Annotated in this window: 15 protein-coding genes and 2 pseudogenes; 6 read left to right on the plus strand and 11 right to left on the minus strand. The window is 66.0% G+C overall.

Features of this window, described 5'->3' with window-relative positions; all coding sequences use genetic code 11:
* Nucleotides 1–261: 261 nt before the first annotated feature.
* From ACRDTL_RS13130 to ACRDTL_RS13140, 3 genes are all read right to left on the minus strand, one after another.
* Nucleotides 262–993: a siderophore-interacting protein gene (locus ACRDTL_RS13130; protein WP_431507142.1), complete on the minus strand. Its 732-nt coding sequence runs from the start codon at nucleotides 991–993 to the stop codon at nucleotides 262–264.
* A 67-nt stretch (nucleotides 994–1,060) separates the two neighbouring features.
* Nucleotides 1,061–2,200, minus strand: coding sequence for an acyltransferase family protein (locus tag ACRDTL_RS13135; protein ID WP_431507143.1), 1,140 nt, complete (start codon nucleotides 2,198–2,200; stop codon nucleotides 1,061–1,063).
* Nucleotides 2,197–3,888, minus strand: a complete 1,692-nt coding sequence (locus ACRDTL_RS13140) for a DEAD/DEAH box helicase (protein ID WP_431507144.1) — start codon at nucleotides 3,886–3,888, stop codon at nucleotides 2,197–2,199. The genes ACRDTL_RS13135 and ACRDTL_RS13140 overlap by 4 nt, the downstream gene beginning before the upstream one ends.
* Before the next feature lie 92 nt (nucleotides 3,889–3,980).
* Here ACRDTL_RS13140 and ACRDTL_RS13145 point away from each other — a divergent pair, with 92 nt between their 5' ends.
* Nucleotides 3,981–4,565, plus strand: a complete 585-nt coding sequence (locus tag ACRDTL_RS13145; RefSeq protein WP_431507145.1) for an LppP/LprE family lipoprotein — start codon at nucleotides 3,981–3,983, stop codon at nucleotides 4,563–4,565.
* Nucleotides 4,566–4,621: 56 nt separating this feature from the next.
* On the opposite strand, the gene ACRDTL_RS13150 is transcribed toward ACRDTL_RS13145, so the two are convergent.
* Nucleotides 4,622–6,514 carry an MFS transporter gene (locus ACRDTL_RS13150; protein WP_431507146.1) on the minus strand — a complete coding sequence of 631 codons (1,893 nt, stop codon included), beginning with the start codon at nucleotides 6,512–6,514 and terminating at the stop codon, nucleotides 4,622–4,624.
* A 370-nt stretch (nucleotides 6,515–6,884) separates the two neighbouring features.
* The gene (locus ACRDTL_RS13155; protein ID WP_431507147.1) at nucleotides 6,885–8,069 is read right to left on the minus strand and encodes an RNA-guided endonuclease InsQ/TnpB family protein; all 1,185 of its coding nucleotides are present in this window, start codon (nucleotides 8,067–8,069) and stop codon (nucleotides 6,885–6,887) included.
* 113 nt (nucleotides 8,070–8,182) lie between these two features.
* On the opposite strand from ACRDTL_RS13155, the gene ACRDTL_RS13160 reads away from it, so the two are divergent.
* The 4 genes and pseudogenes from ACRDTL_RS13160 to ACRDTL_RS13175 all read left to right on the plus strand — a co-directional run bounded on the left by ACRDTL_RS13160 (nucleotide 8,183) and on the right by ACRDTL_RS13175 (nucleotide 14,599).
* Complete coding sequence (locus ACRDTL_RS13160; protein ID WP_431507148.1) at nucleotides 8,183–8,944, plus strand: hypothetical protein; 762 nt, start codon at nucleotides 8,183–8,185, stop codon at nucleotides 8,942–8,944.
* A gap of 157 nt (nucleotides 8,945–9,101) precedes the next feature.
* Nucleotides 9,102–12,770 (plus strand): multifunctional oxoglutarate decarboxylase/oxoglutarate dehydrogenase thiamine pyrophosphate-binding subunit/dihydrolipoyllysine-residue succinyltransferase subunit, encoded by a 3,669-nt coding sequence (locus ACRDTL_RS13165; RefSeq protein ID WP_431507149.1) that lies wholly within the window; start codon nucleotides 9,102–9,104, stop codon nucleotides 12,768–12,770.
* A gap of 94 nt (nucleotides 12,771–12,864) precedes the next feature.
* Nucleotides 12,865–13,695 (plus strand): SDR family NAD(P)-dependent oxidoreductase, encoded by an 831-nt coding sequence (locus tag ACRDTL_RS13170; protein WP_431507150.1) that lies wholly within the window; start codon nucleotides 12,865–12,867, stop codon nucleotides 13,693–13,695.
* Between the two features lie 83 nt (nucleotides 13,696–13,778).
* Nucleotides 13,779–14,599 (plus strand): annotated as a pseudogene (locus tag ACRDTL_RS13175) (SDR family NAD(P)-dependent oxidoreductase).
* Between the two features lie 90 nt (nucleotides 14,600–14,689).
* Here ACRDTL_RS13175 and ACRDTL_RS13180 read toward each other — a convergent pair.
* The 3 genes from ACRDTL_RS13180 to ACRDTL_RS13190 all read right to left on the minus strand — a co-directional run bounded on the left by ACRDTL_RS13180 (nucleotide 14,690) and on the right by ACRDTL_RS13190 (nucleotide 17,720).
* Nucleotides 14,690–15,532, minus strand: a complete 843-nt coding sequence (locus ACRDTL_RS13180; protein WP_431507151.1) for a glycine betaine ABC transporter substrate-binding protein — start codon at nucleotides 15,530–15,532, stop codon at nucleotides 14,690–14,692.
* Complete coding sequence (locus ACRDTL_RS13185) at nucleotides 15,529–16,623, minus strand: NAD(P)-dependent malic enzyme (protein ID WP_431507156.1); 1,095 nt, start codon at nucleotides 16,621–16,623, stop codon at nucleotides 15,529–15,531. Before ACRDTL_RS13185 ends, ACRDTL_RS13180 begins: the two co-directional genes overlap by 4 nt.
* A 107-nt stretch (nucleotides 16,624–16,730) precedes the next feature.
* Complete coding sequence (locus ACRDTL_RS13190; RefSeq protein WP_431507152.1) at nucleotides 16,731–17,720, minus strand: malate dehydrogenase; 990 nt, start codon at nucleotides 17,718–17,720, stop codon at nucleotides 16,731–16,733.
* Between the two features lie 145 nt (nucleotides 17,721–17,865).
* On the opposite strand from ACRDTL_RS13190, the gene corA reads away from it, so the two are divergent.
* Nucleotides 17,866–18,969: a magnesium/cobalt transporter CorA gene (gene corA / locus ACRDTL_RS13195; protein ID WP_431507153.1), complete on the plus strand. Its 1,104-nt coding sequence runs from the start codon at nucleotides 17,866–17,868 to the stop codon at nucleotides 18,967–18,969.
* A gap of 16 nt (nucleotides 18,970–18,985) precedes the next feature.
* On the opposite strand, the gene ACRDTL_RS13200 is transcribed toward corA, so the two are convergent.
* The 3 genes and pseudogenes from ACRDTL_RS13200 to ACRDTL_RS13210 form a co-directional block, all read right to left on the minus strand.
* Nucleotides 18,986–19,594, minus strand: coding sequence for a suppressor of fused domain protein (locus ACRDTL_RS13200; RefSeq protein ID WP_431507154.1), 609 nt, complete (start codon nucleotides 19,592–19,594; stop codon nucleotides 18,986–18,988).
* Nucleotides 19,591–20,772: an ABC transporter ATP-binding protein gene (locus ACRDTL_RS13205; protein ID WP_431507155.1), complete on the minus strand. Its 1,182-nt coding sequence runs from the start codon at nucleotides 20,770–20,772 to the stop codon at nucleotides 19,591–19,593. Before ACRDTL_RS13205 ends, ACRDTL_RS13200 begins: the two co-directional genes overlap by 4 nt.
* A 4-nt stretch (nucleotides 20,773–20,776) precedes the next feature.
* Nucleotides 20,777–20,919: pseudogene (locus ACRDTL_RS13210) on the minus strand (carbohydrate ABC transporter permease); the annotation flags it as partial.

Below are 20,919 nucleotides of genomic sequence, written 5' to 3' on the forward strand. Positions count from 1 at the left end.
AACGTCGCGGCCGAACTCAACGCGCGTCCCCGCAAGCGCTTCGGCTGGCGCACCCCCGCCGAAGAACTCAACCGACTACTCTCAGACCCGTCCGCCTTTGTTGCAGCGACCGCTTGAATCCAAGGCGTGTCGTCGCCCTGGACGCACACTCAAAAAGAGGTCCGGGCTTCCAGCCGGCCGCGCCCGCTGGCTGGTACGGGTGATCACGTCACTGCAGACGATGGTCGAGGAGTTCGTCGTCCCGGTAATGCTGCCGGCTGCTTATTCCATGGAGCGCCCGACCATCCAATAGGCACGCGAAGCAATCGATTTCCGCGGTATGCCGAAGTCGTGCTGTAGCACTTTTGTCACTGAGCGAGTGGTCCGGCTGTCACAGGCCACCCAACCGAAGTGGTCGCCCGCCTCGAACGCCGCTGACCTGACCGCTTGAACCAACGCCTCCCCGGCATTCTTGCGGTCCACCCAGGTGACGTCCGGGTCGCCCGCCACCGGCAGGTCCTTGTCGTCGTCGTAGCCCGCCTCCAGGAAGACCTGTGCCGGAGCGTCGCCAATCGCGTTGAGCAGCGAGTTGATCGCGGGCAACGAAGCGCTGTCGCCGACGATGACGTAACCGGCCGAAGGGGGCTCCGGGATCACGAACTTGCTGCCCATCACCGTCGCCTTGATGGTGTCTCCCGGCCGCGCGGCCCGTGCCCATCGCGACGCGAGCCCGTCGTGCAACGCGAACTCGACATCCACGGTGTCGGCGTCCGGGTCTGGGTCGACCAGCGTGTAGCCGCGCTGGTGCAGCTTGCTCCCGTCGGCAAACCACATCCGGATCCACATCGTCGGGTGCAGGGGGTGCTCGGCGAGCATTCCGCCGGCATCGAAGGACAGGCGCAGGTAGTGCGGGCTGATGTCCCGCTTGCCGGTCACGGTGAGCCGGTAGTCCCCCGCCCGCATCAGTTTCAAAACCGCGCCCGCGAGGCCGCGGGATCCCTTCTGATCGGCCATCCCTGTTAGTACCCCTTCCAGCGCACCGGTCAACTTAGGGCAGGGTAACCTATCTTCAGCGCGGGCATCAGCCCGGCACCCGGGTGAACCGGTGCAGCAGCCACGCCAGCGGAATGGTGATCACCAGCGTGACGACGAACACGTTCAGCATCGAGCCGGTGTAGATCGGGTACCGCACCAATTCGACCATCGCGATCTCCATCGTCACCAGATGGATCAGGAAGATCTCGTAGGAGATCTCGCCCAGCCACACCATCGGTCGGCTGGCCAGCAGCCGCGGGTACCAACCGTGGTCGCCGAGCGCCAGCGGCGCCACCGCCAGCGCGGCGATGGCCGCGTAGAACCCGGCCTTCACCAACGCCTCGACCAGGCCCTCGGGCGCGCTCGTCGGCGCGCCCGCAATCGGAGTGGAGACGATGAAATAGCTGACCACCGCCAGCGGTATCGCAACGAGGGCGTAGCACCGCACGCGGATCGCCTGCAACACTGCCAGCATCATGCCGCCGATGAACCAGGCGAAATAGGTAGGCAGCCACACCCGGGCCCCAGTGGGCAACCAGTTGGTGGTGTGCACCAGCACCAACCAGGCGGGAGTGATCAACGCCAGCCCGGCCAGGCCGGCCAGCAGCAACATCGGCTGCCAGCGCCGCTTCGACACCAGTACCAGCAACAGGTAGGCCACCAGCGGCAACACCGCGTAGAAGGCGACTTCCACCGCAAGGCTCCACATCTGGGTGAGTCCCTGATGCAGATACGACCCCAGGTAGTTGCCGGTGTAGATCTGCGTCAATGTCAGGTTGCGGAACAGCCCCGTCCAGGTGTGGCCGGGGTTCGGTCCGGCCGTCCGGAACTGATACAGCAGGTAGGCGGCCAGCACGGTGACGATGTAGGCCGGCATGATGCGCCGCACGCGGTGCCGCGTGTAACGGGTCACCGACGGCGCCGGGGTGCCACGGGCGATCGACTTCACCCACGGACGAAACAGCAGGAAGCCGGACAGGACGAAGAAGATCGGCACGCCGATCTCCATGCGCGAACAGATCAGGCCGAAATAGCCGTGGGTGTACTTGCCGGTCGTGTAGGCCGCGTGGGTACCGACCACCAGCAGCGCCGCCACCGCGCGGATCCCGGTCAGCGACGCGACCCGGTCCGGTCCCGCGACCTGTTCCAGTCCGCCCTGGGCGGCCGTTTCCTTCGACAGAGTCATTCGGCGTGTTTTCGGCGCGATTTGCCGCCGCTGTGTCCATTACGGCGACGTTCGGGTCGCAGATTGATCAGCACACCCGAAATCCGAGTGCGCTCAAGTGACTTGAGCGTCGAACGCGACAGTTTGGCCGGCAGCTCCACCAGCGAGGAGTCAGCTCCGATCGCGACGTGGCCGAAATCGCTGCGATGCAGACCGCCCTCGTTGGCGATGGCGCCCACGATCGCGCCGGGACCGACCTTGTGGCGCTTGCCGACGGCGATGCGGTAGGTGGCGAACCCTTCTTTAGGCCCTTCCTTCGGCTTGCGTATCGCCTTGGCGGCACGATCCGGGCGCTCTTTTGGCCGGCGCTCGGGTGGCGGCTCGGGCGGCATGAGGAATGGCTGGCCGTCACGGGACTGCACGGCCAGCGCCGCGGCGATGTCGGCCATCGGCACGTCGTGTTCGCGCTCGTAGTCTTCGACCAGGCTGCGGAACAGCTCGATTCCGGGTGCGCCGAGCGTGTCGGTGATGGAATCGGCGAACTTCGCCACCCGCTGCGCGTTGACGTCCTCGATGCTGGGCAGTTCGGCCTCGCTGAGCTTTTGCCGTGTCGCCTTCTCGATCGACTTGAGCAGGTGGCGTTCCCGGGGTGAGACGAACAGCAATGCCGCCCCGGATCGTCCGGCCCGGCCGGTGCGTCCGATCCGGTGCACGTAGGACTCGGGGTCCTGCGGGATGTCGTAGTTGAGCACGTGCGAGATCCGGTCCACGTCCAGCCCGCGCGCGGCCACGTCGGTGGCGACCAGGATGTCGACGCCGCCGTCTCGCAGTGCGGCGATGGTCCGTTCGCGCTGACTCTGTGGAATGTCGCCGTTGATGGCGGCTGCGGAAAACCCTCGGGCGCGCAGTTTTTCGGCGACCACCTCGGTGGCCTGCTTGGTACGGACGAACACGATCATCGCCTCGAACGGCTCCACTTCGAGCACGCGGGTCAGCGCGTCCATCTTGCGCGGGCCTGCGACTTGGATGTAGCGCTGCGAAATATTCTCCGCTGTGGCGGTTTTCGTTTCGACGGTGACTTCGAGCGGGTCATGCAGGTACTTGGCGGTGAGTTTGTGGATCGCCGGCGGCATGGTCGCCGAGAACAATGCGACCTGCTTGTATTCCGGGGTCTCGGCGAGGATGCGCTCGACGTCTTCGGCGAAGCCCATGGCGAGCATCTCATCGGCCTCGTCGAGCACCAGATAATCGACCCGGGACAGATCCAATGTCCGCCGTTCCAGGTGGTCGATGACCCGGCCGGGAGTGCCGACGACGATCTGAGCACCGCGTTTGAGGCCGGCCAGTTGCACGCCATAGGACGATCCGCCGTAGATCGGCAGCACGTTGAGCTGCGGCAACTGTGCCCCGTAGCGACTGAACGCCTCGGCGACCTGCAGCGCAAGTTCGCGGGTCGGGGCCAGCACCAGTGCCTGGGTCACCTTGCTGCTGGTGTCGATCCGGGACAGGATCGGGATCGCGAAGGCGGCGGTCTTGCCGGTGCCGGTCTGCGCCAGGCCCACAACGTCAGACCCCGCCAGCAGCGCCGGGATCGTCGCCGCCTGAATGGCCGACGGCGACTCGTATCCGACGTCGTTCACAGCCTGCAGCACCGCGGGGTGAATCTGCAGGTCGGCGAAGGTTGTCGTCGCGTTATCCGGGGAAGTCATCGGAACTGAAGTCTACTGACTGGCGGCGACCCGGACCGTTATCCGCCGCGCCTGCCGCACCCGTCGGCCCGGTACCGGTACGGTGCAGCGATGTGTGGAACCGACCCAGCGTTGCTCGGTGGTTGGCGGGACTGACCGCAGCCGGGCTGGTGTCCGCGATGTTGACAGGCTGCGGGTCCGGCGACTCCACCGTCGCCAAAACGCCGCAGCCCACGAACCATCCGAGTGCCGCGCCCAGTACAGCGGCACCGCCGAGGGTGACCGCGGCCCCCACCAGCACCACCGTGGCGCCCGCCGACCCGTGCGCGATCAGCCTTGCCGCGCCGGCGATTGCCAGGGCGGTCTCCGAGCTGCCCCGTGATCCGCGCAGCCGGCAGCCATGGAACCCCGAGCCCCTGGCCGGCAATTACAGCGAGTGCGCGCAGCTGTCGGCGGTGATCGTCAAGGCCAACACCAACGCCGAGCATCCCAACACCAGGGCAGTGATGTTCCATCTCGGCAAATACATTCCGCGCGACGTGCCCGACACGTTCGGGTTTACCGGCATCGACACCCCGCAGTGCACCGGCGACACTGTCGCGCTGACTTACCCAAGCGGCATTACCGGCTTGACCAGCGTGGTGAAGTTCCGGTGGAACGGCAACGGGGTCGAATTGATCGGCAACACCCGGGGCTGAGCGACACCCGTCTAGGGAGCATTCCTGTCGTTGACATCCCCTGGCGTGCAAGCTGTTTAGTCGTGGCGGAATGAATGCCGACCATAGTCGACCGCGTCGTCGGGATCGTCCAGGTAATGACGGTTGCGCGGCGGGTCGTCGGGTAGCCCATGCCGCGACGGACGTTCGACCGTCGGCGGTGAGAAATTCGTGATCGAGCGGAAGCGCTCTTCGTCGTCCACATGAAAGCCGTTGTGGGCGAATCCGATCGGTTCAGCCGTCGATGTGGGGCCGCGTTCACGCGGCAACTGTCGGCGCTCTTGAGCGTTCAGCGGTTCGGTGTCGTCGCCGGCACGCGAATCGGCCGGTCGGGAGATCGCCTCGGACGGAGCACCGGACGGGCGTATCAGCATGTACTCGACGACGTCGTCGTCGTCATCGAAGTCGTAGTCGTGGTCCTCGGGCCGCGTCCGCACGGACCGGCCGGCGAACGCCGACGCGGTGGGCCCGACCAGAAACAGCGCGGCGGCCACGCCGAACAGCGCGATGAACGCCGGCGGCAGCATCGATTGGGACATCGCGGCCGAGAACGGTGCGTGCAGGAACTCCGGCAGCTGCAGGCCCGCGGCCCGGCGGCCAGTGGCAGGCGTCGGGGGCATCTCCGCGGTGATTCGCCACGTCATGAACGCCGCCGTGCCGGCGCTGCCCAACACCGCGCCGAGCTGCCGGGTGGCGTTGTACACACCGGAGCTGGCCCCGGCAAACTCCAGCGGCAGGTTCCGGGTAGCGGTGGCCGCCAGCGGCTGCCAGACGAACGCCATCCCGACGCCCAGCACGGTGAACACCAGCGCCAGCCGCCAGATCGGGGTGGACGGCGTCAACTCGACCGAAAGCCAGGTCAACGCGATCGCGAGCACCGAAAACCCAAAACCGACGACCGGCCGCGGATGGGATCGGTCGACGATCCGGCCGACGATCGGCGCGAGCAGGCCACTCACGATCGACATCGGGGCGAGCAGCAACGCCGAGCGGGTGGGCGACAATCCGCACACCGTTTGCGCGTAGAACATCAGCGGCAGCACCATCGCTGTTGCCGCGAAGCCGATGACGGTCACCCCGACGTTGGACAGGCTGAAGTCGCGGTCGCGGAAGATGTCCAGCGGAATCAGCGGCTCGTGGGTGTTGATCGACTGCCAGTAGACGAACGCCGCCATGAACCCGATGCCGGCCACAATCACCGCCCAGATCCACGGCGCCCAGCCACCGGACTGGCCCTCCTGCAGGGCGACGACGACGAGGAACATCCCCACCCCGGACAACGCGACGCCGATCAGGTCGAAGCGGTGACTGTGGGTGGGCAGGACCGGGATCAACCAGACCGCCAGCCCCAGGCCGACGATGCCGATGGGGACATTGACGAAAAAGATCCACTCCCAGCCCAGCGCGTCCACGAGTACACCGCCGGCCAGCGGACCCACCAGGGTGGCGACGCCCGCGGTGGCGCCCCACACGCTCATCGCCACCCCACGGCGCTGCGGCGGGAAGATGCGGGTGATCGTCGAGAGGGTCTGCGGGGTCAGCATGGCAGCGCCGATGCCCTGAACCACCCGAGCGACGATCAACATGTCGATGCTGCCCGACAGCCCACACCACAACGACGCGGCAGTGAACACGGCCAGACCGGCCAGGTAGAGGTTCTTGGGACCGTAGCGGTCACCGAGTCGGCCCGCTACCAGCAACGGCACCGCGTAGGCGAGCAGGTACGCACTGGTCACCCAGATCACCGTGTCGTATCCGGTTTCCAGTCTGGCCATGATGCTGGGATTGGCGACCGCGACGATGGTGGAGTCGACCAGGATCATGAAGAACCCGACCATCATGGCCCACAGGGCGCTCCACGGATTCGGGGTGGTGGCGCGCGGGCTCGTCGCGGTGTTGCCACGTCGCGGACGCGCCCGAATCGTCGCCATGGTCATCGCCTCGTCATCTCCCCCACTCCGTTTCGGCTCCCAGTCTCGGGTCCCGCCGTCTGCCGGTACTGCAGCCGCCGGACCGCGATGACGTGGCAAACCTTTGCAGCCATGACACCTCGTCGCGCCGTGCCATGATTCCGGTGGCACGGGCCTCCAGTGCCCCGACCCGATCGTGGACGACATTCGCCGCAACGTCCGTATCGAGGGTATCGACACAACGACGTCAGCCGGTAGCCCATCGCGCGTCCGTCCGGTTCGCGAGCGTGCACCGGCGCTAACCTGAAGTGACATTGTGCAGGTAATGGAGGCAGCTTTGACGTCCTCCCCGGACTTGAAATTCGGGGATTGCAACCCGGTCCTAACCTACTTAGGCGGCAGGAGAGCTGAGTTGAGGTTCACAGTTCACAGACCGCCTTGCGGCGAGGTCTCCCTGTGCTGGTACCGCCCGTCCGGCGGCGATGTTGCGGGCAGCGTTCACGTCGGCGTTGCACGGCCCCGCACTGCAGGCGACGCACGCGAAGACCGCTTGGCTCTTGCGGTTTTCGGGCGCGACATGCCCGCAAGCGGAGCATCGTTGCGACGTGTACGCGGCCGGGACCCGTTCGAGGCGTCCCGCAGCTTTGTGGTCGAGCCGGGCAACCAGCCGGCCCCACCCTTGACGACTGATCGCACGATTGAGACCCCGCTTCTGGGCGACCCGAACGCCCGGGTGCTCCACTGTGCCGCGCGCGGAGCGGGTCATCGCCCGCACATCGAGGTCCTCCACGCGAATGGTGTCGAACCGGCGCGCCAGATCGGTCGTGGTCTTTTCCACCCAGTCGCGCCGCCGGTCGGCTTCGCGGGCTTTGAGTCTGGCGATCGCCCGCTTGGTGCGCGCTCGGCGGTTCGAGCCCCGCCGGGCGCGGGCGAGGCGTTGCTGCAGGCGGCGCAGCCGTGTCTGCTCACCGGGTGTCAGGCTAGGGGTGTGCAGCAGTTCCCCGGTGGACAGGGCCGCCGTCACCGCCACACCGCGATCGACACCGACCACGCTGCCATCCGTTGGTCCCGGGATCGGGTCGGGGATGTGTGCGAAGGCGACATGCCAGCGACCTGCTCGATCCCGCGTGATGCGGTAGGACTTCACCCCCGCGGACACTGCCCGGCTCCGGCGGAATCGGACCCATCCGACCTTGGGCACCCATACCCGCCCGTAGCGGCGGTTGAGCTTTTCGACATGGCGCGGCTTGAGCCCGACTTGCCGGAAGCCTTCATGCACGCCGGCCTTGCGCCACGACGGGCGCCGATGGGTGCCGGCGAAGAAGTTGCGCATGGCCTGGGCGAAATCCCGCAGCGCCTGCTGCTGCACGGTCTGCGACCCGGCCGCCAGCCAGTCGTATTCGGCGCGGACCTCGGTCAACTGCGAGCACTGCTCGTTGTACCCAGGGGCGCGACGCCGCGGCTGCCACGACTGCTGCTGCTCGACGGCCAAGTTCCACACGAACCGGGCATGGCCGCAATGCTCCACCAACACCGCCTGCTGAGCGGGTGTGGGCAACAACCGGAACCGCGACATACCCGCAACCTATCCACGGCCACCGACACCAACGGGCGTTGCACGGACGCGCACATCGGGATCGGCGTTCCTACGCGGTATCAATGCTGCGGTTTACGGCCGAAGGAGTTCAGATGAGCGCCCGACGGGGTGGGTCGACGACGGATCCGCTGCCCGCTACCGGCAACGCCAAGCCCAAAGCGTCCGCGCGGGCATTAGCCCTCGTCATCGAGCGCAGCTCACGTGTGCAGGCGTCGGCGGCGCAGGCCTACGTGGACCGGCTTCGCGACGTGAACTCGGGTGCGAGCCCGGCCGTCGTGGTCTCGAAGTTGGAAAAACGTTACCTGACCACGGTGACCGCCGGCGGCGCAGCGGTGGGTTCAGCAGCCACCCTGCCCGGGGTCGGCACGCTGGGCGCGCTTTCTGCGGCCGCGGGCGAAACCGTGGTGTTCCTGGAGGCGACAGCGTTCTTCTCGCTGGCGCTGGCCGCTGTACACGGCATCCCGACCGAACATCGGGAACGACGGCGGGCAATGGTGCTGGCCGTGCTGGTCGGCGACGACAGCAAGCGGGCCATTGCCGAACTGATCGGGCCCGGCCGCACCAGTGGTGCCTGGTTGTCCGAGGGTGTGGCCTCGCTGCCGATGCCCTCGTTATCGCGGCTCAACTCGCGGTTACTCAGCTACGCCGTCAGACGTTACACACTGGGGCGCGGCGCGCTGCTGTTCGGCAAGCTGTTGCCGGTCGGTATCGGCGCGGCGATCGGCGCCACCGGCAACCGGCTGGTGGGTAAGAAGATCGTCCGCAATGCCCGCACGGCGTTCGGCGCACCCCCGGCTCGCTGGCCGGTGACCCTGCGTCTGCTGCCACCAGTTCGCGACGCCGCCACCGGCTAGCGGCGCGCGCCTGCCGGTTTGTCGGCAAAGAGTTAGCCTTTATGGGGCGGAAACCGTGTGCCGCCGCAGGTGGGAGATGCGCGGCACACGGCGCGCAAGAGTTGGTCAAGCGTCGTTCGCGCGCTTGCGGACAGAGGAATCGAGGCGAGCAGCTGCCGTGAGCAGTACAAGTTCACCATTCGGGCAGAACGAATGGCTGGTCGAAGAGATGTACCGCAAGTTCCGCGACGACCCGTCATCGGTGGATCCGAGCTGGCATGAGTTCTTGGTCGACTACAACCCGGAGCCGACGACCGAATCCCAGACCCCGGGTGACGGCCAGCCGGCCGCCTCTGCTCCCGCCGCGGCCAGGCCGACACCGGCCACCACCGCAGGCCCGGGCAACGGTGCCGCCGGCGCACCGGTGGCCCCGGCCAAGCCGACCGGCCCGGCGCCGGGCGCAGGTGACGAAGTCCAAGTGTTGCGCGGTGCTGCCGCGGCCGTGGTCAAGAACATGGCTATGTCGCTGGATGTGCCGACCGCAACCAGCGTCCGCGCCATCCCGGCGAAGCTGTTGATCGACAACCGGATCGTCATCAACAACCAGCTCAAGCGCACTCGTGGCGGCAAGATCTCGTTCACCCATCTGCTGGGTTACGCGATGGTGCAGGCCGTCAAGAAGTACCCGAACATGAACCGGCACTTCGCCGAGGTCGACGGCAAACCCAGCGCCGTCACACCAGCGCACACCAATCTCGGCCTGGCGATCGACCTGCAGGGCAAGGACGGTAAGCGTTCGTTGGTGGTGGCGGGCATCAAGCGCTGCGAGAGCATGCGCTTCGCACAGTTCGTCACCGCCTACGAGGACATCGTGCGCCGCGCACGTGACGGCAAGCTCACCGCCGAAGACTTTGCCGGCGTGACGATTTCGTTGACCAATCCCGGCACCATCGGCACGGTGCACTCGGTTCCCCGGCTGATGGCGGGTCAGGGCGCGATCATCGGTGTCGGCGCGATGGAATACCCCGCGGAGTTCCAGGGCGCCAGCGAACAACGCATCGCCGATCTGGGCATCGGCAAGCTGATCACGTTGACCTCCACCTACGACCACCGCATCATCCAAGGTGCCGAATCCGGTGACGTCCTGCGCACCCTCCACGAGATGTTGCTCTCCGACGACTTCTGGGACGAGATCTTCCGCGAGCTTGCCATCCCCTACGTGCCGGTGCGCTGGCGCGCCGACAACCCGGATTCGGCCGTCGACAAGAATCCCCGGGTCATCGAGCTGATCGCCGCCTACCGCAACCGCGGCCACCTGATGGCAGATATCGATCCGCTGCGACTGGACAACGCCCGCTTCCGCAGCCACCCCGACCTCGACGTGCTGACCCACGGCCTGACGCTGTGGGATCTCGATCGGACATTCAAGGTCAACGGGTTTGCGGGCGCGGAGCACAAGAAGCTGCGCGACGTGCTGTCGGTGCTGCGCGACGCGTACTGCCGCCACGTGGGCGTGGAATACACACACATCCTCGAACCCGAACAGCAACAGTGGCTGCAGGAGCGAATCGAGGTCAGGCACGGCAAACCAACTGTGGCCCAACAGAAGTACATCCTCTCCAAACTCAATGCCGCGGAGGCTTTTGAGACGTTCTTGCAGACGAAATACGTTGGGCAGAAGCGTTTCTCATTGGAGGGTGCCGAGACGGTCATCCCGATGATGGACGGCGCGATCGACCAGTGCGCGGAGCACGGTCTCGATGAGGTCGTCATCGGAATGCCGCACCGCGGGCGGCTCAACGTGCTGGCCAATATCGTCGGCAAGCCCTATTCGCAGATCTTCACCGAGTTCGAGGGCAACCTCAACCCGTCGCAGGCACATGGCTCAGGTGATGTCAAATATCACCTCGGCACCACCGGCATCTACATCCAGATGTTCGGCGACAACGATATTCAGGTGTCGTTGACCGCGAACCCGTCGCACCTGGAAGCCGTCGACCCGGTGGTGGAGGGACTGGTCCGGGCCAGGCAGGACCTGCTCGACAAGGGCGACACCGAGGAGGGTTACTCGGTGGTGCCGTTGGTGCTGCACGGTGATGCATCGTTCCCCGGACAGGGAGTGATTGCCGAGACCCTGAACATGGCTCTGCTGCCCGGCTACCGGGTTGGCGGCACCATCCATATCGTCGTCAACAACCAGATCGGCTTCACCACAGCCCCCGAGCACGGTCGATCCAGCGAGTACTGCACCGATATCGCCAAGATGATCAGCGCGCCGATCTTCCACGTCAACGGCGACGACCCGGAAGCGTGCGTGTGGGTGGCGCGACTGGCCGTCGACTTCCGGCAGAAGTTCAAGAAGGACGTCGTCATCGACATGCTGTGCTACCGCCGGCGCGGTCACAACGAGGGCGACGACCCGTCGATGACCAACCCGTACATGTACGACGTGATCGACACCAAGCGCGGTTCACGCAAGAGCTACACCGAGGCGCTGATCGGCCGTGGCGACATCTCGATGAAGGAAGCCGAGGACGCGCTGCGCGACTACCAGGGCCAGTTGGAGCGGGTGTTCAACGAGGTCCGCGAACTGGAGAAGCACGGAGCGCAACCCAGCGAATCGGTGGAGTCCGACCAGATGATTCCCGCGGGCCTGTCCACCGCGGTGGACAAGTCGCTGTTGGCCCGCATCGGCGATGCGCACCTGGCGGTGCCGGAGGGCTTCACCGTGCACCACCGGGTCCAGCCGGTGCTGGAGAGGCGCCGCGAGATGGCCTACGAGGGCAAGATCGACTGGGCGTTCGCCGAGCTGTTGGCGCTGGGTTCATTGGTTTCCGAGGGCAAACTGGTGCGGCTCTCCGGGCAGGACACCCGGCGCGGCACCTTCTCGCAGCGGCATTCGGTGATCATCGACCGCACTACCGGCGAGGAGTTCACCCCGCTGCAGCTGCTGGCCACCAACGTCGACGGCAGCCCGAGCGGCGGTAAATTCCTGGTCTACGACTCGCCGCTGTCCGAATTCGGCACTGTCGGTTTCGAATACGGCTACACGGTGGGCAATCCGGATGCATTTGTGATGTGGGAAGCGCAGTTTGGTGACTTCGTCAATGGTGCGCAGTCGATCATCGATGAGTTCATCAGCTCCGGTGAGGCCAAGTGGGGACAGTTGTCCAACGTGGTGCTGTTGCTGCCGCACGGTCACGAAGGCCAGGGCCCCGACCACACGTCGGGCCGCATCGAACGTTTCCTGCAGCTGTGGGCGGAGGGCTCGATGACAGTCGCGGTGCCCTCGACGCCGTCGAACTACTTCCACTTGCTGCGCCGGCACGCGCTTGACGGGATCCAGCGGCCGCTGATCGTGTTCACGCCGAAATCGATGTTGCGCAACAAGGCCGCGGTCAGCGACATCAAGGACTTCACCGAGGTCAAGTTCCGGTCGGTGCTCGAAGAGCCTACCTATGAGGACGGCATCGGCGACCGGAGCAAGGTCCGGCGGATTCTGCTGACCAGCGGAAAGCTCTACTACGAGTTGGTGGCCCGCAAGGCCAAGGACGACCGCGACGACGTGGCAATTGTGCGGATCGAGCAGCTGGCGCCGCTGCCCAAACGCCGGCTCGACGAAACGCTGGACTGCTATCCAGGCGTCCAGGAGTTCTTCTGGGTGCAGGAGGAACCGGCAAACCAGGGCGCTTGGCCCCGGTTCGGCCTGGAACTGCCGGAGTTGCTGCCGGACAAGTTGTCCGGGCTCAAACGGATTTCTCGACGGGCCATGTCGGCGCCGTCGTCGGGCTCGTCGAAGGTGCACGCCGTCGAGCAGCAGGAAATCATCGACCTGGCGCTCGGCTGAGCAATCGCTGCGCCGACGAGCGTGCGTAAAGTGTCAGCGATATCGGCGAGCCGTCGTACCAACACGCACGCTCGCGCAACTAGAGAGGGTGTTCATGGAGGGTTTTGCCGGGAAAGTCGCCGTCGTCACCGGTGCCGGATCGGGTATCGGCCAAGCACTGGCCATCGAGCTGGCCCGCTCGGGCGCCAAGCTGGCGATCTGCGACGTCGACACCGAAGGACTGGCGCAGACCGCGGAGCGGATTAAGACCATTGGCGCACCGGTCAAAGCGGATCGCCTCGACGTCACCGAACGCGAGGCTTTCCTGGCTTACGCCGACGAGGTCAACGAGCACTTCGGCAAGGTGAACCAGATCTACAACAACGCCGGGATCGCGTTCACCGGCGACATCGAGGTCAGCCAGTTCAAAGACATCGAACGGGTGATGGACGTCGACTACTGGGGCGTGGTGAACGGCACCAAGGCGTTCCTGCCGCACCTGATCGCCTCCGGCGATGGGCACGTCATCAACATCTCCAGCATTTTCGGGTTGTTCTCGGTGCCCGGGCAGGCGGCATACAACTCGGCCAAGTTCGCCGTCCGCGGGTTCACCGAGGCCTTGCGTCAGGAGATGACGCTGGCCAAACATCCGGTCAAGGTGACCACCGTGCATCCCGGGGGCATCAAGACCTCGATCGCCCGTAACGCCACGGCGGTCGAAGGCGTGGACTCCGGCGAGTTGGCCCAGTTCTTCGACAAACGACTCGCCATTACCAGCCCGCAACGAGCGGCGCGGATCATCCTCGATGGGGTGCGCAAGAACAAGGCCCGCGTGCTGGTGGGCCCCGACGCCAAGGTATTGGACGCCATTGTGCGGGCGACCGGCTCGGGTTACCAGCGGCTGTTCTCCGCGGTCGTCGGACGGATGATGCCGTCGTCACGCTAGCGCCCTGACTGGGCCAAACTCCGGTCCGGGAGAGATTGGGCTGGCACACTCCTTGTGGTTGGCCACTTGTAGGAGGTGCTTCCGTGGATGGCTTCGCCGGAAAAGTCGCCGCCATTACCGGTGCCGGTTCGGGTATCGGTCAGGCGCTCGCAATCGAACTTGCCCGCGCCGGCGCAAAGCTCGCGATCAGCGACGTCGATACCGAAGGACTCACCCGAACCGAGGAATTCGTGCGGGCAATCGGTGCGACGGTCCGTGTGACCGCCTTGACGTCACCGAACGAGAGGCGATCCTGGGTTACGCCGATGCAATCAACGACCACTTCGGCAAGGTCAACCAGATCTACAACATCGCGGGAATCGCGTTCCTGGGAGACGTCGAGGTCAGCCAGTTCAAAGACATCGAGCGAGTGATGGACGTCGACTACTGGGGTGTGGTCAACGGGACCAAGGCGTTCCTGCCCCACCTGATCGCGTCCGGCGACGGGCACGTCGTCAACATGTCGAGCATGTTCGGACTGTTCGGAGTACCGGGCCAAGCTGCCTACACCTCAGCCAAATTCGCTGTCCGCGGCTTCACTGAGGCACTGAGGCAGGAAATGGCCCTGGCGGGGCATCGTGTCGCAGTCACGGCAGTGCACCCGGGGTACGTCAAGACGGCGATCGCGCGCAACGCCGGCTCGGCTGACGGAGTCGACATGTCCATAGGGATCGCGACATTTGACAAGGTTGCCATCACCAGCGCCCAGCGCGCTGCGCGGATCATCCTGAGGGCAGTGCGCAAGAACAAGGCCCGCGTCGTTGTCGGCCCGGATGCGAAAGCCTTCGACCTGCTTGTCCGCATCGCCCCGTCCGGCTATCAACGGCTCATGATGCCTATGACCGCCCGGTTTCAGTCCAAGTAGCGCGGGTCGTCCTTCTGGCACGAGCGTGCGCAAACCCGGGATTGCACCGCATGCCACTGGGACACGCACGCTCGCGACAAAAAGGAAGGGCTAACGGCCCAGCGGGTGTTCGCCCAGCCACGCGTCGGCCACCGCCTGCGGGTCGGCACCGCCGCCCACTTGGCGGCGCATGTCTACCAGTGCGGCGGTGTCCAACACCCCGGCCACCTCGTTGATGGCCAACAGCTGCCGGTCGGTCAGCCCGTTGCGGCGATATAGCGGCACCACGTTTTCGGCCTGCACCAGTGCGGGCTTGCCATCAGCCAGCAACACCAGGTCGGCCGGCACGTCGGGGGCGGCGGTGCTGGTCCAGGCTGCCGTGACCCGTCCGGCCCGCAGCGCGGCGAACATCGCTGCGTCGTCGCCGAATTCGTGCGCAGCCGGCAATTGACACCGACTCACTTTCGCCGGTGTCCGGACACCGACAATCGACCCGACAACGAGACCGTCGCAATGCCGCGGCAACGCGCTCAGCTCGTTGCCGCCCCATACCCTGGCCGTCGACCGCGTCACCGCCAGCGCGGGTTTGTCCTCCGCGGCGGTCGCGTAGTCACCGGCGGCGATTCCCTCGGGCAGCACGCCGACCATCGCGCGGTACACCTGCTGGTCGGACCGCACCCTGGCACCCGGCTGAAAGTCCTGCAGCACCTGCCCGGTGAAACCGGGCACGACAGTGAACTCCCCGGAGTCCAGCATCGCCAGCGGATCGGATCCCGACTCGCTTCGCGCTCCGAGGCCGTAGGAGCGCAACGCGCCGACGTAGATATCGGCGAGCAACACGGACTCGGGACGCGACCCGACCACCAGTTCGCCCGCGTGGTGATGCGTCTCGGCGCACCCGGCCACCGCCAGCGCCGTGGCAAGCGCCAGCGCAAAACACTTGCCGGCGGTCACTCCGTGGTGTCTGCCGCGGCCGCCACCGCCGCGGCGACCGCCGGACCGACCCGCGGGTCCAGCGGGCTCGGGACGATTCGGTCCGGCGCCAGGCCGTCGGCGACGACGGAGACGATCGCCTCGGCTGCGGCGACCTTCATCTTTTCCGTGATCGTGTGCGCACCTGCATCCAGCGCACCGAGGAACACCCCGGGGAACGCGAGCACGTTGTTGATCTGGTTGGGGAAATCGCTGCGGCCGGTGGCGACGATCGCGGCGTGCCGGGCAGCGACATCGGGATAGATCTCCGGGTCCGGGTTCGACAGCGCGAACACGATGCCGTTCGGCGCCATCGACGCGATCAGCTCCTCGGGCACCACGCCTGCGGACACGCCCAGGAACATGTCGGCGCCCTTGAGCGCCTCCACCATGCCGCCGGTCAAACCGTCGGGGTTGGTGCGCTGCGCCAGGTCGGCTTTGACAGCGGTCAGATCGTCGCGCCCCGGATGCAGGATGCCGCGCGAGTCAAGCACCGTAATATGCGAAATACCCACCGACATCAGAATTTTGGCGCATGCCACACCGGCCGCGCCGACTCCGGAGATCACCACCCGCAGCGAGGACATCTCACGGCCGAGTACCTTGGTGGCGCCGATCAGCGCTGCCAGCACCACGATCGCGGTGCCGTGCTGGTCGTCGTGCATGAGCGGGCAGTCGAGCGCTTCGATGAGACGACGTTCGATCTCGAAGCAACGCGGCGCGGAGATGTCTTCGAGGTTGACGGCGCCGAAGGTCGGCCGCAGCCGCACCAGGGTCTCGACGATCTCGTCGGGGTCCTTGGTGTCCAACACGATCGGGATCGCGTCCAAACCGGCGAACGCTTTGAACAGCGCGCATTTGCCCTCCATCACGGGCAGCGCCGCCGCCGCGCCGATATCGCCGAGACCCAGAACCGCGCTGCCGTCGCTCACCACGGCCACCAGCCGATGCGCCCAGGTGTAGCGGGCGGCCAGCGTGCGGTCGGCGGCGATCGCGCGACTGACCTGTGCCACGCCCGGGGTGTAGGTGATTGATAAGGCGCGCTGGGTATCCAGCGGGGCCCTCGACTGCATGGAAAGCTTCCCGGCTACATGGGCCTCGAAGATCTCCTCGTCCTCGAGGACGATGTGCGAGCTTTCCGCTGGGATGCGTTCTGGCACGGCCTCAGGGTACTGCTGGCTCAGACCAGCCCCAGTTCGGTCACCGCGCTGCGCTCATCGGCGAGCTCAGCAGTCGACTTGTCGATCCGGCCGCGGGAGAACTCGTCGATCTCCAAGCCGCCCACGATGCTCCAGTCGCCGCCCTTGGTGATCACCGGGAACGACGAGATCAGGCCCTCCGGCACACCGTAGGACCCGTCGGAGACGACGGCCATCGAGACCCAGTCGCCCTGCGGGGTGCCCAGCAGCCAGTCGCGGGCGGCGTCGATTGTTGCCGATGCGGCCGACGCGGCCGAGGAGGCCCCCCGCGCGTCGATGATGGCGGCGCCGCGCTTGGCGACGGTGGGGATGAAGTCGTTCTCGATCCAGCCCTGATCGCCCACGACTTCGGCGGCGTTCTTGCCGCCGACCTCGGCGTGAAAGATGTCGGGGTATTGGGTGGCCGAGTGGTTGCCCCAGATCGTCATCTTCTTGATGTCGGTGACCTTGACGCCGGTTTTTTTGGCAAGCTGCGAGATCGCCCGGTTGTGGTCGAGACGGGTCAGCGCGGAGAACCGCTCACGGCCGATGTCGGGCGCGTTGCTCATCGCGATCAGCGCGTTGGTGTTGGCGGGGTTACCGGTCACGCCGATGCGGATGTCGTCGGCGGCCACCTCGCCCAGCGCCTTCCCCTGCGCGGTGAAGATAGCGCCGTTAGCCTCCAGCAGGTCACTGCGCTCCATACCCGGCCCGCGCGGACGGGCCCCGACCAGCAGGGCCAGATTGACGCCGTTGAAGACCTTGTTCGGGTCCGCGCCGATTTCGACGCCGGACAGCAACGGGAACGCACAGTCGTCGAGTTCCATCACGACACCCTCGAGCGCCTTGAGCGCCGGCTCGATCTCGAGCAGCCGCAGCTCGATCGGGCGGTCGGGGCCCAGCAGCGAGCCGCTGGCCAGGCGGAACAACAGGCTGTAGCCGATCTGGCCGGCGGCACCGGTGACGGCGACCTTGATGGGGCTTACGCTCACGTCGGGTCTCCTTGGACTTGAATTGCGTCGGAACCGAAACTAGCGCACCAGCGCCGAGCCACTCGCAGGCAGCCCCGACCTGGGGCGCGTAGCATTCCGGCCTGAGGAGAAGGCGGGCAATCGGCTGACGACGGGAGGCGACTTGATGCGATCGTTTCGCTCGCTGCCCCCGTCGCTGCGACCCGTGGTGCGAGCCAAGACGACCGCCCCGACCACCCCATCGCTCCCCGTGCCGGTCGCCCAGGCGATGGTCGACTGCGGCGTCTACGTCGACGGGGTGCGGCTGCCCGGAACCTACACCCACGCCAACGCGCTGACCAAGGTGGCTGAAGTCGAACCTACCGGTCGGGCCGTGTTCGTCTGGATCGGGTTGCACGAGCCCGACGAGCACCAGATGCAAGACGTCGCTGACGTTTTCGGACTGCACCGATTGGCCGTCGAGGATGCCGTGCACGCGCATCAACGGCCCAAGCTCGAGCTCTACGACGAAACCCTGTTCCTGGTGCTGAAGACGGTCAACTACGCCCGGCCCGACTCGGTGGCGCCGGTCCGCGAGGTCGTCGAGACCGGCGAGATCATGGTCTTCGTCGGCAGGAATTTCGTCGTCACGGTCCGGCATGGGGAACACGGCGGGCTCGCCGACGTGCGCAAGCGGATGGATGCCGACCCCAACCAAATGCGGCTGGGCCCGTATGCGGTGCTGCACGCCATCGCCGACTATGTGGTGGACCACTACCTGGAGGTCACCCATCTGATGGAGGCCGATATCGACGCCATCGAGGAAATGGCGTTCGCGCCCGGCCAGCGGAGCGACATCGAACCGATCTACCAGTTCAAGCGCGAGGTCGTCGCGCTGCGCCGGTGCGTCAATCCGCTGTCGGTCCCGTTTCAGCGGATGCTGAACGAACACAAAGACCTGATCTCCAAGGAAGTGCGGCGCTACCTGCGCGACGTCGCCGACCACCAGACGCATGCCGCCGACCAGATCGCCAGCTATGACGAGATGCTCAGCTCGCTGGTGCAGGCCGCGCTGGCCCGGGTCGAGATGCAGCAGAACGTCGACATGCGCAAGATATCGGCCTGGGCGGCGTTGGCGGCGGTGCCCACGATGATCGCCGGTTTCTACGGGATGAACTTCCCCTACATGCCCGTACTGCATTGGAAATGGGGTTATCCGGTGGTGGTCGTGATCATGGTCGGCGTGTGCATGATGCTCTACCGCAACTTCCGGCGCAGAAACTGGCTTTGACGCGCGAGTGAGACAATCAGCCCGGCTGGGTAGCTCGACGGTTGGGGTCCAGCACGTCGACGCCGTCGGTCTGCCACGCCTCGCGCATGGCGTCGGCTCCTTTCAGCCGCACCCAGGCCGCCTCGGTCGCGGTGATCGGCGTCGCGGACAGAAAACTCACCGGGCCACGCGGCGGTTCCAGCGGCAGATCAGCGATGTCGCTGCGGCCCAACAGCACCGCGGTGAAAGGTCCGCGGCCGGATGGACGCGCCCACAGCGGTGAGCCGAGGTCGATCAGCGCATCCGGCGCCAGTACCACGCCCTCGACCGCCGGTGTCGTCGCGATTACCGCGAGGCTCCGGGCCAACCCGCTAACCGGTCCCGGAACATTCAGCCGCAGAACGACTTCCGCGCGCGGCCCACGCAACGGATCGGCGACGATCTGCGCCGGATCGACCATCGGATGTCGCGAGCAGCCCAACGACACGTAATGCGTCACCCCGTCGTCGCCGGGGCCGAAGCGCAGTACCTCGATGGGTTCGGCACCCAGAAACGTCACGCTGGCGACGTCGGGCTCGGTGTCGGTACCCCGCTCGGCGAAATGACCGCGCAGGTGGGCGCGGACCCTGGCCAGGGTCTGTGTCACCCGGCCTCAGCGGGTGGTGAAACAGTCAGGTTGACGCCGGAGTCGGCGTCGAAAACAGCCAACTTGGAAGTATCGAAGGCCAATTCGATTGTCCGTCCTTTGGTCGCTTTCGACGCAGACGGAACCCGGGCCACGAATTCGTGTTCGTCCGTGCCGGTTTCGGCATCGTCGTCGGCCAACTGGTCGGAATGCACCACGGCACCCTCGGTGGTGAAGTACACGTATTTGTCGGCGCCCAGCGATTCAACCATGTCGACCTTCACCTCGAACTTCAGCGCGCTGATGCGTTGGTAGGCGTCGATCAATGTGGCGTCTTGTAGATGCTCCGGGCGCAACCCGACGATGACGTTGTGTGGTGTGGGGTGCTGCGCGAGCACATCGTAGACGGGTTGGGTCAGCGTCACCTCGCCGAACGGCAGGCGCAGTCCGGTCGGCGTCAGAGTGGCGGGGAAGAAGTTCATCGCCGGCGAGCCGATGAAGCCCGCGACGAACAGGTTAGCGGGCCGCTCGTAGAGCTCGTCAGGGGTTCCGATCTGCTGTGCCACGCCACCGCGCATCACTGCCACCCGATCGCCGAGTGTCATGGCCTCGGTCTGGTCGTGGGTCACGTAGACGGTGGTGGTGCCCAGCCGCCGTTGAAGCCGCGCGATCTCACCGCGCATCTGCACTCGTAATTTGGCATCCAGATTGGACAGCGGCTCGTCCATCAGGAAGGCCTTGGGATGGCGCACGATAGCCCGGCCCATTGCGACCCGCTGTCGCTGCCCCCCCGACAGTTGGGAGGGCTTGCGGTCGAGAAAGTCGGTCAGGTCGAGGATTCTCGCGGTGTCCTCGACCTTGTCGGCGATCTCCGCCTTTTTCATCTTCGCCAGCGTCAGCGGGAACGCGATATTCTGCCGCACCGTCATGTGGGGGTAAAGCGCGTACGACTGGAACACCATCGCGATATCGCGGTCCTTGGGCGCTTTCTCGTTCACCCGATCACCGCCGATGCGGAGCTCGCCGGACGAGATTTCCTCCAGTCCGGCAATCATATTCAGTGTGGTCGTCTTGCCGCAGCCGGAGGGCCCGACCAGGATGAGGAATTCTCCGTCGGCGATGGTGATGCTCAGTTCCTTCACGGCCGTCGCGCCGTCGGGGTAACTCTTGGTCACGTCAGCCAACACAATCTCGGCCATCGAGCTATCCCTTCACCGCGCCGGAGGTCAACCCCGCAACAATCCGTCGTTGGAAGACTAGAACAAAAACAATGATCGGGACGGTGATCACCATCGCGCCGGCCGCGATCGATCCGGTCGGCTCCTCGAACTGCGAACTTCCGGTGA

Source organism: Mycobacterium sp. (assembly GCF_050700595.1).
Taxonomy (GTDB): Bacteria; Actinomycetota; Actinomycetes; order Mycobacteriales; family Mycobacteriaceae; genus Mycobacterium.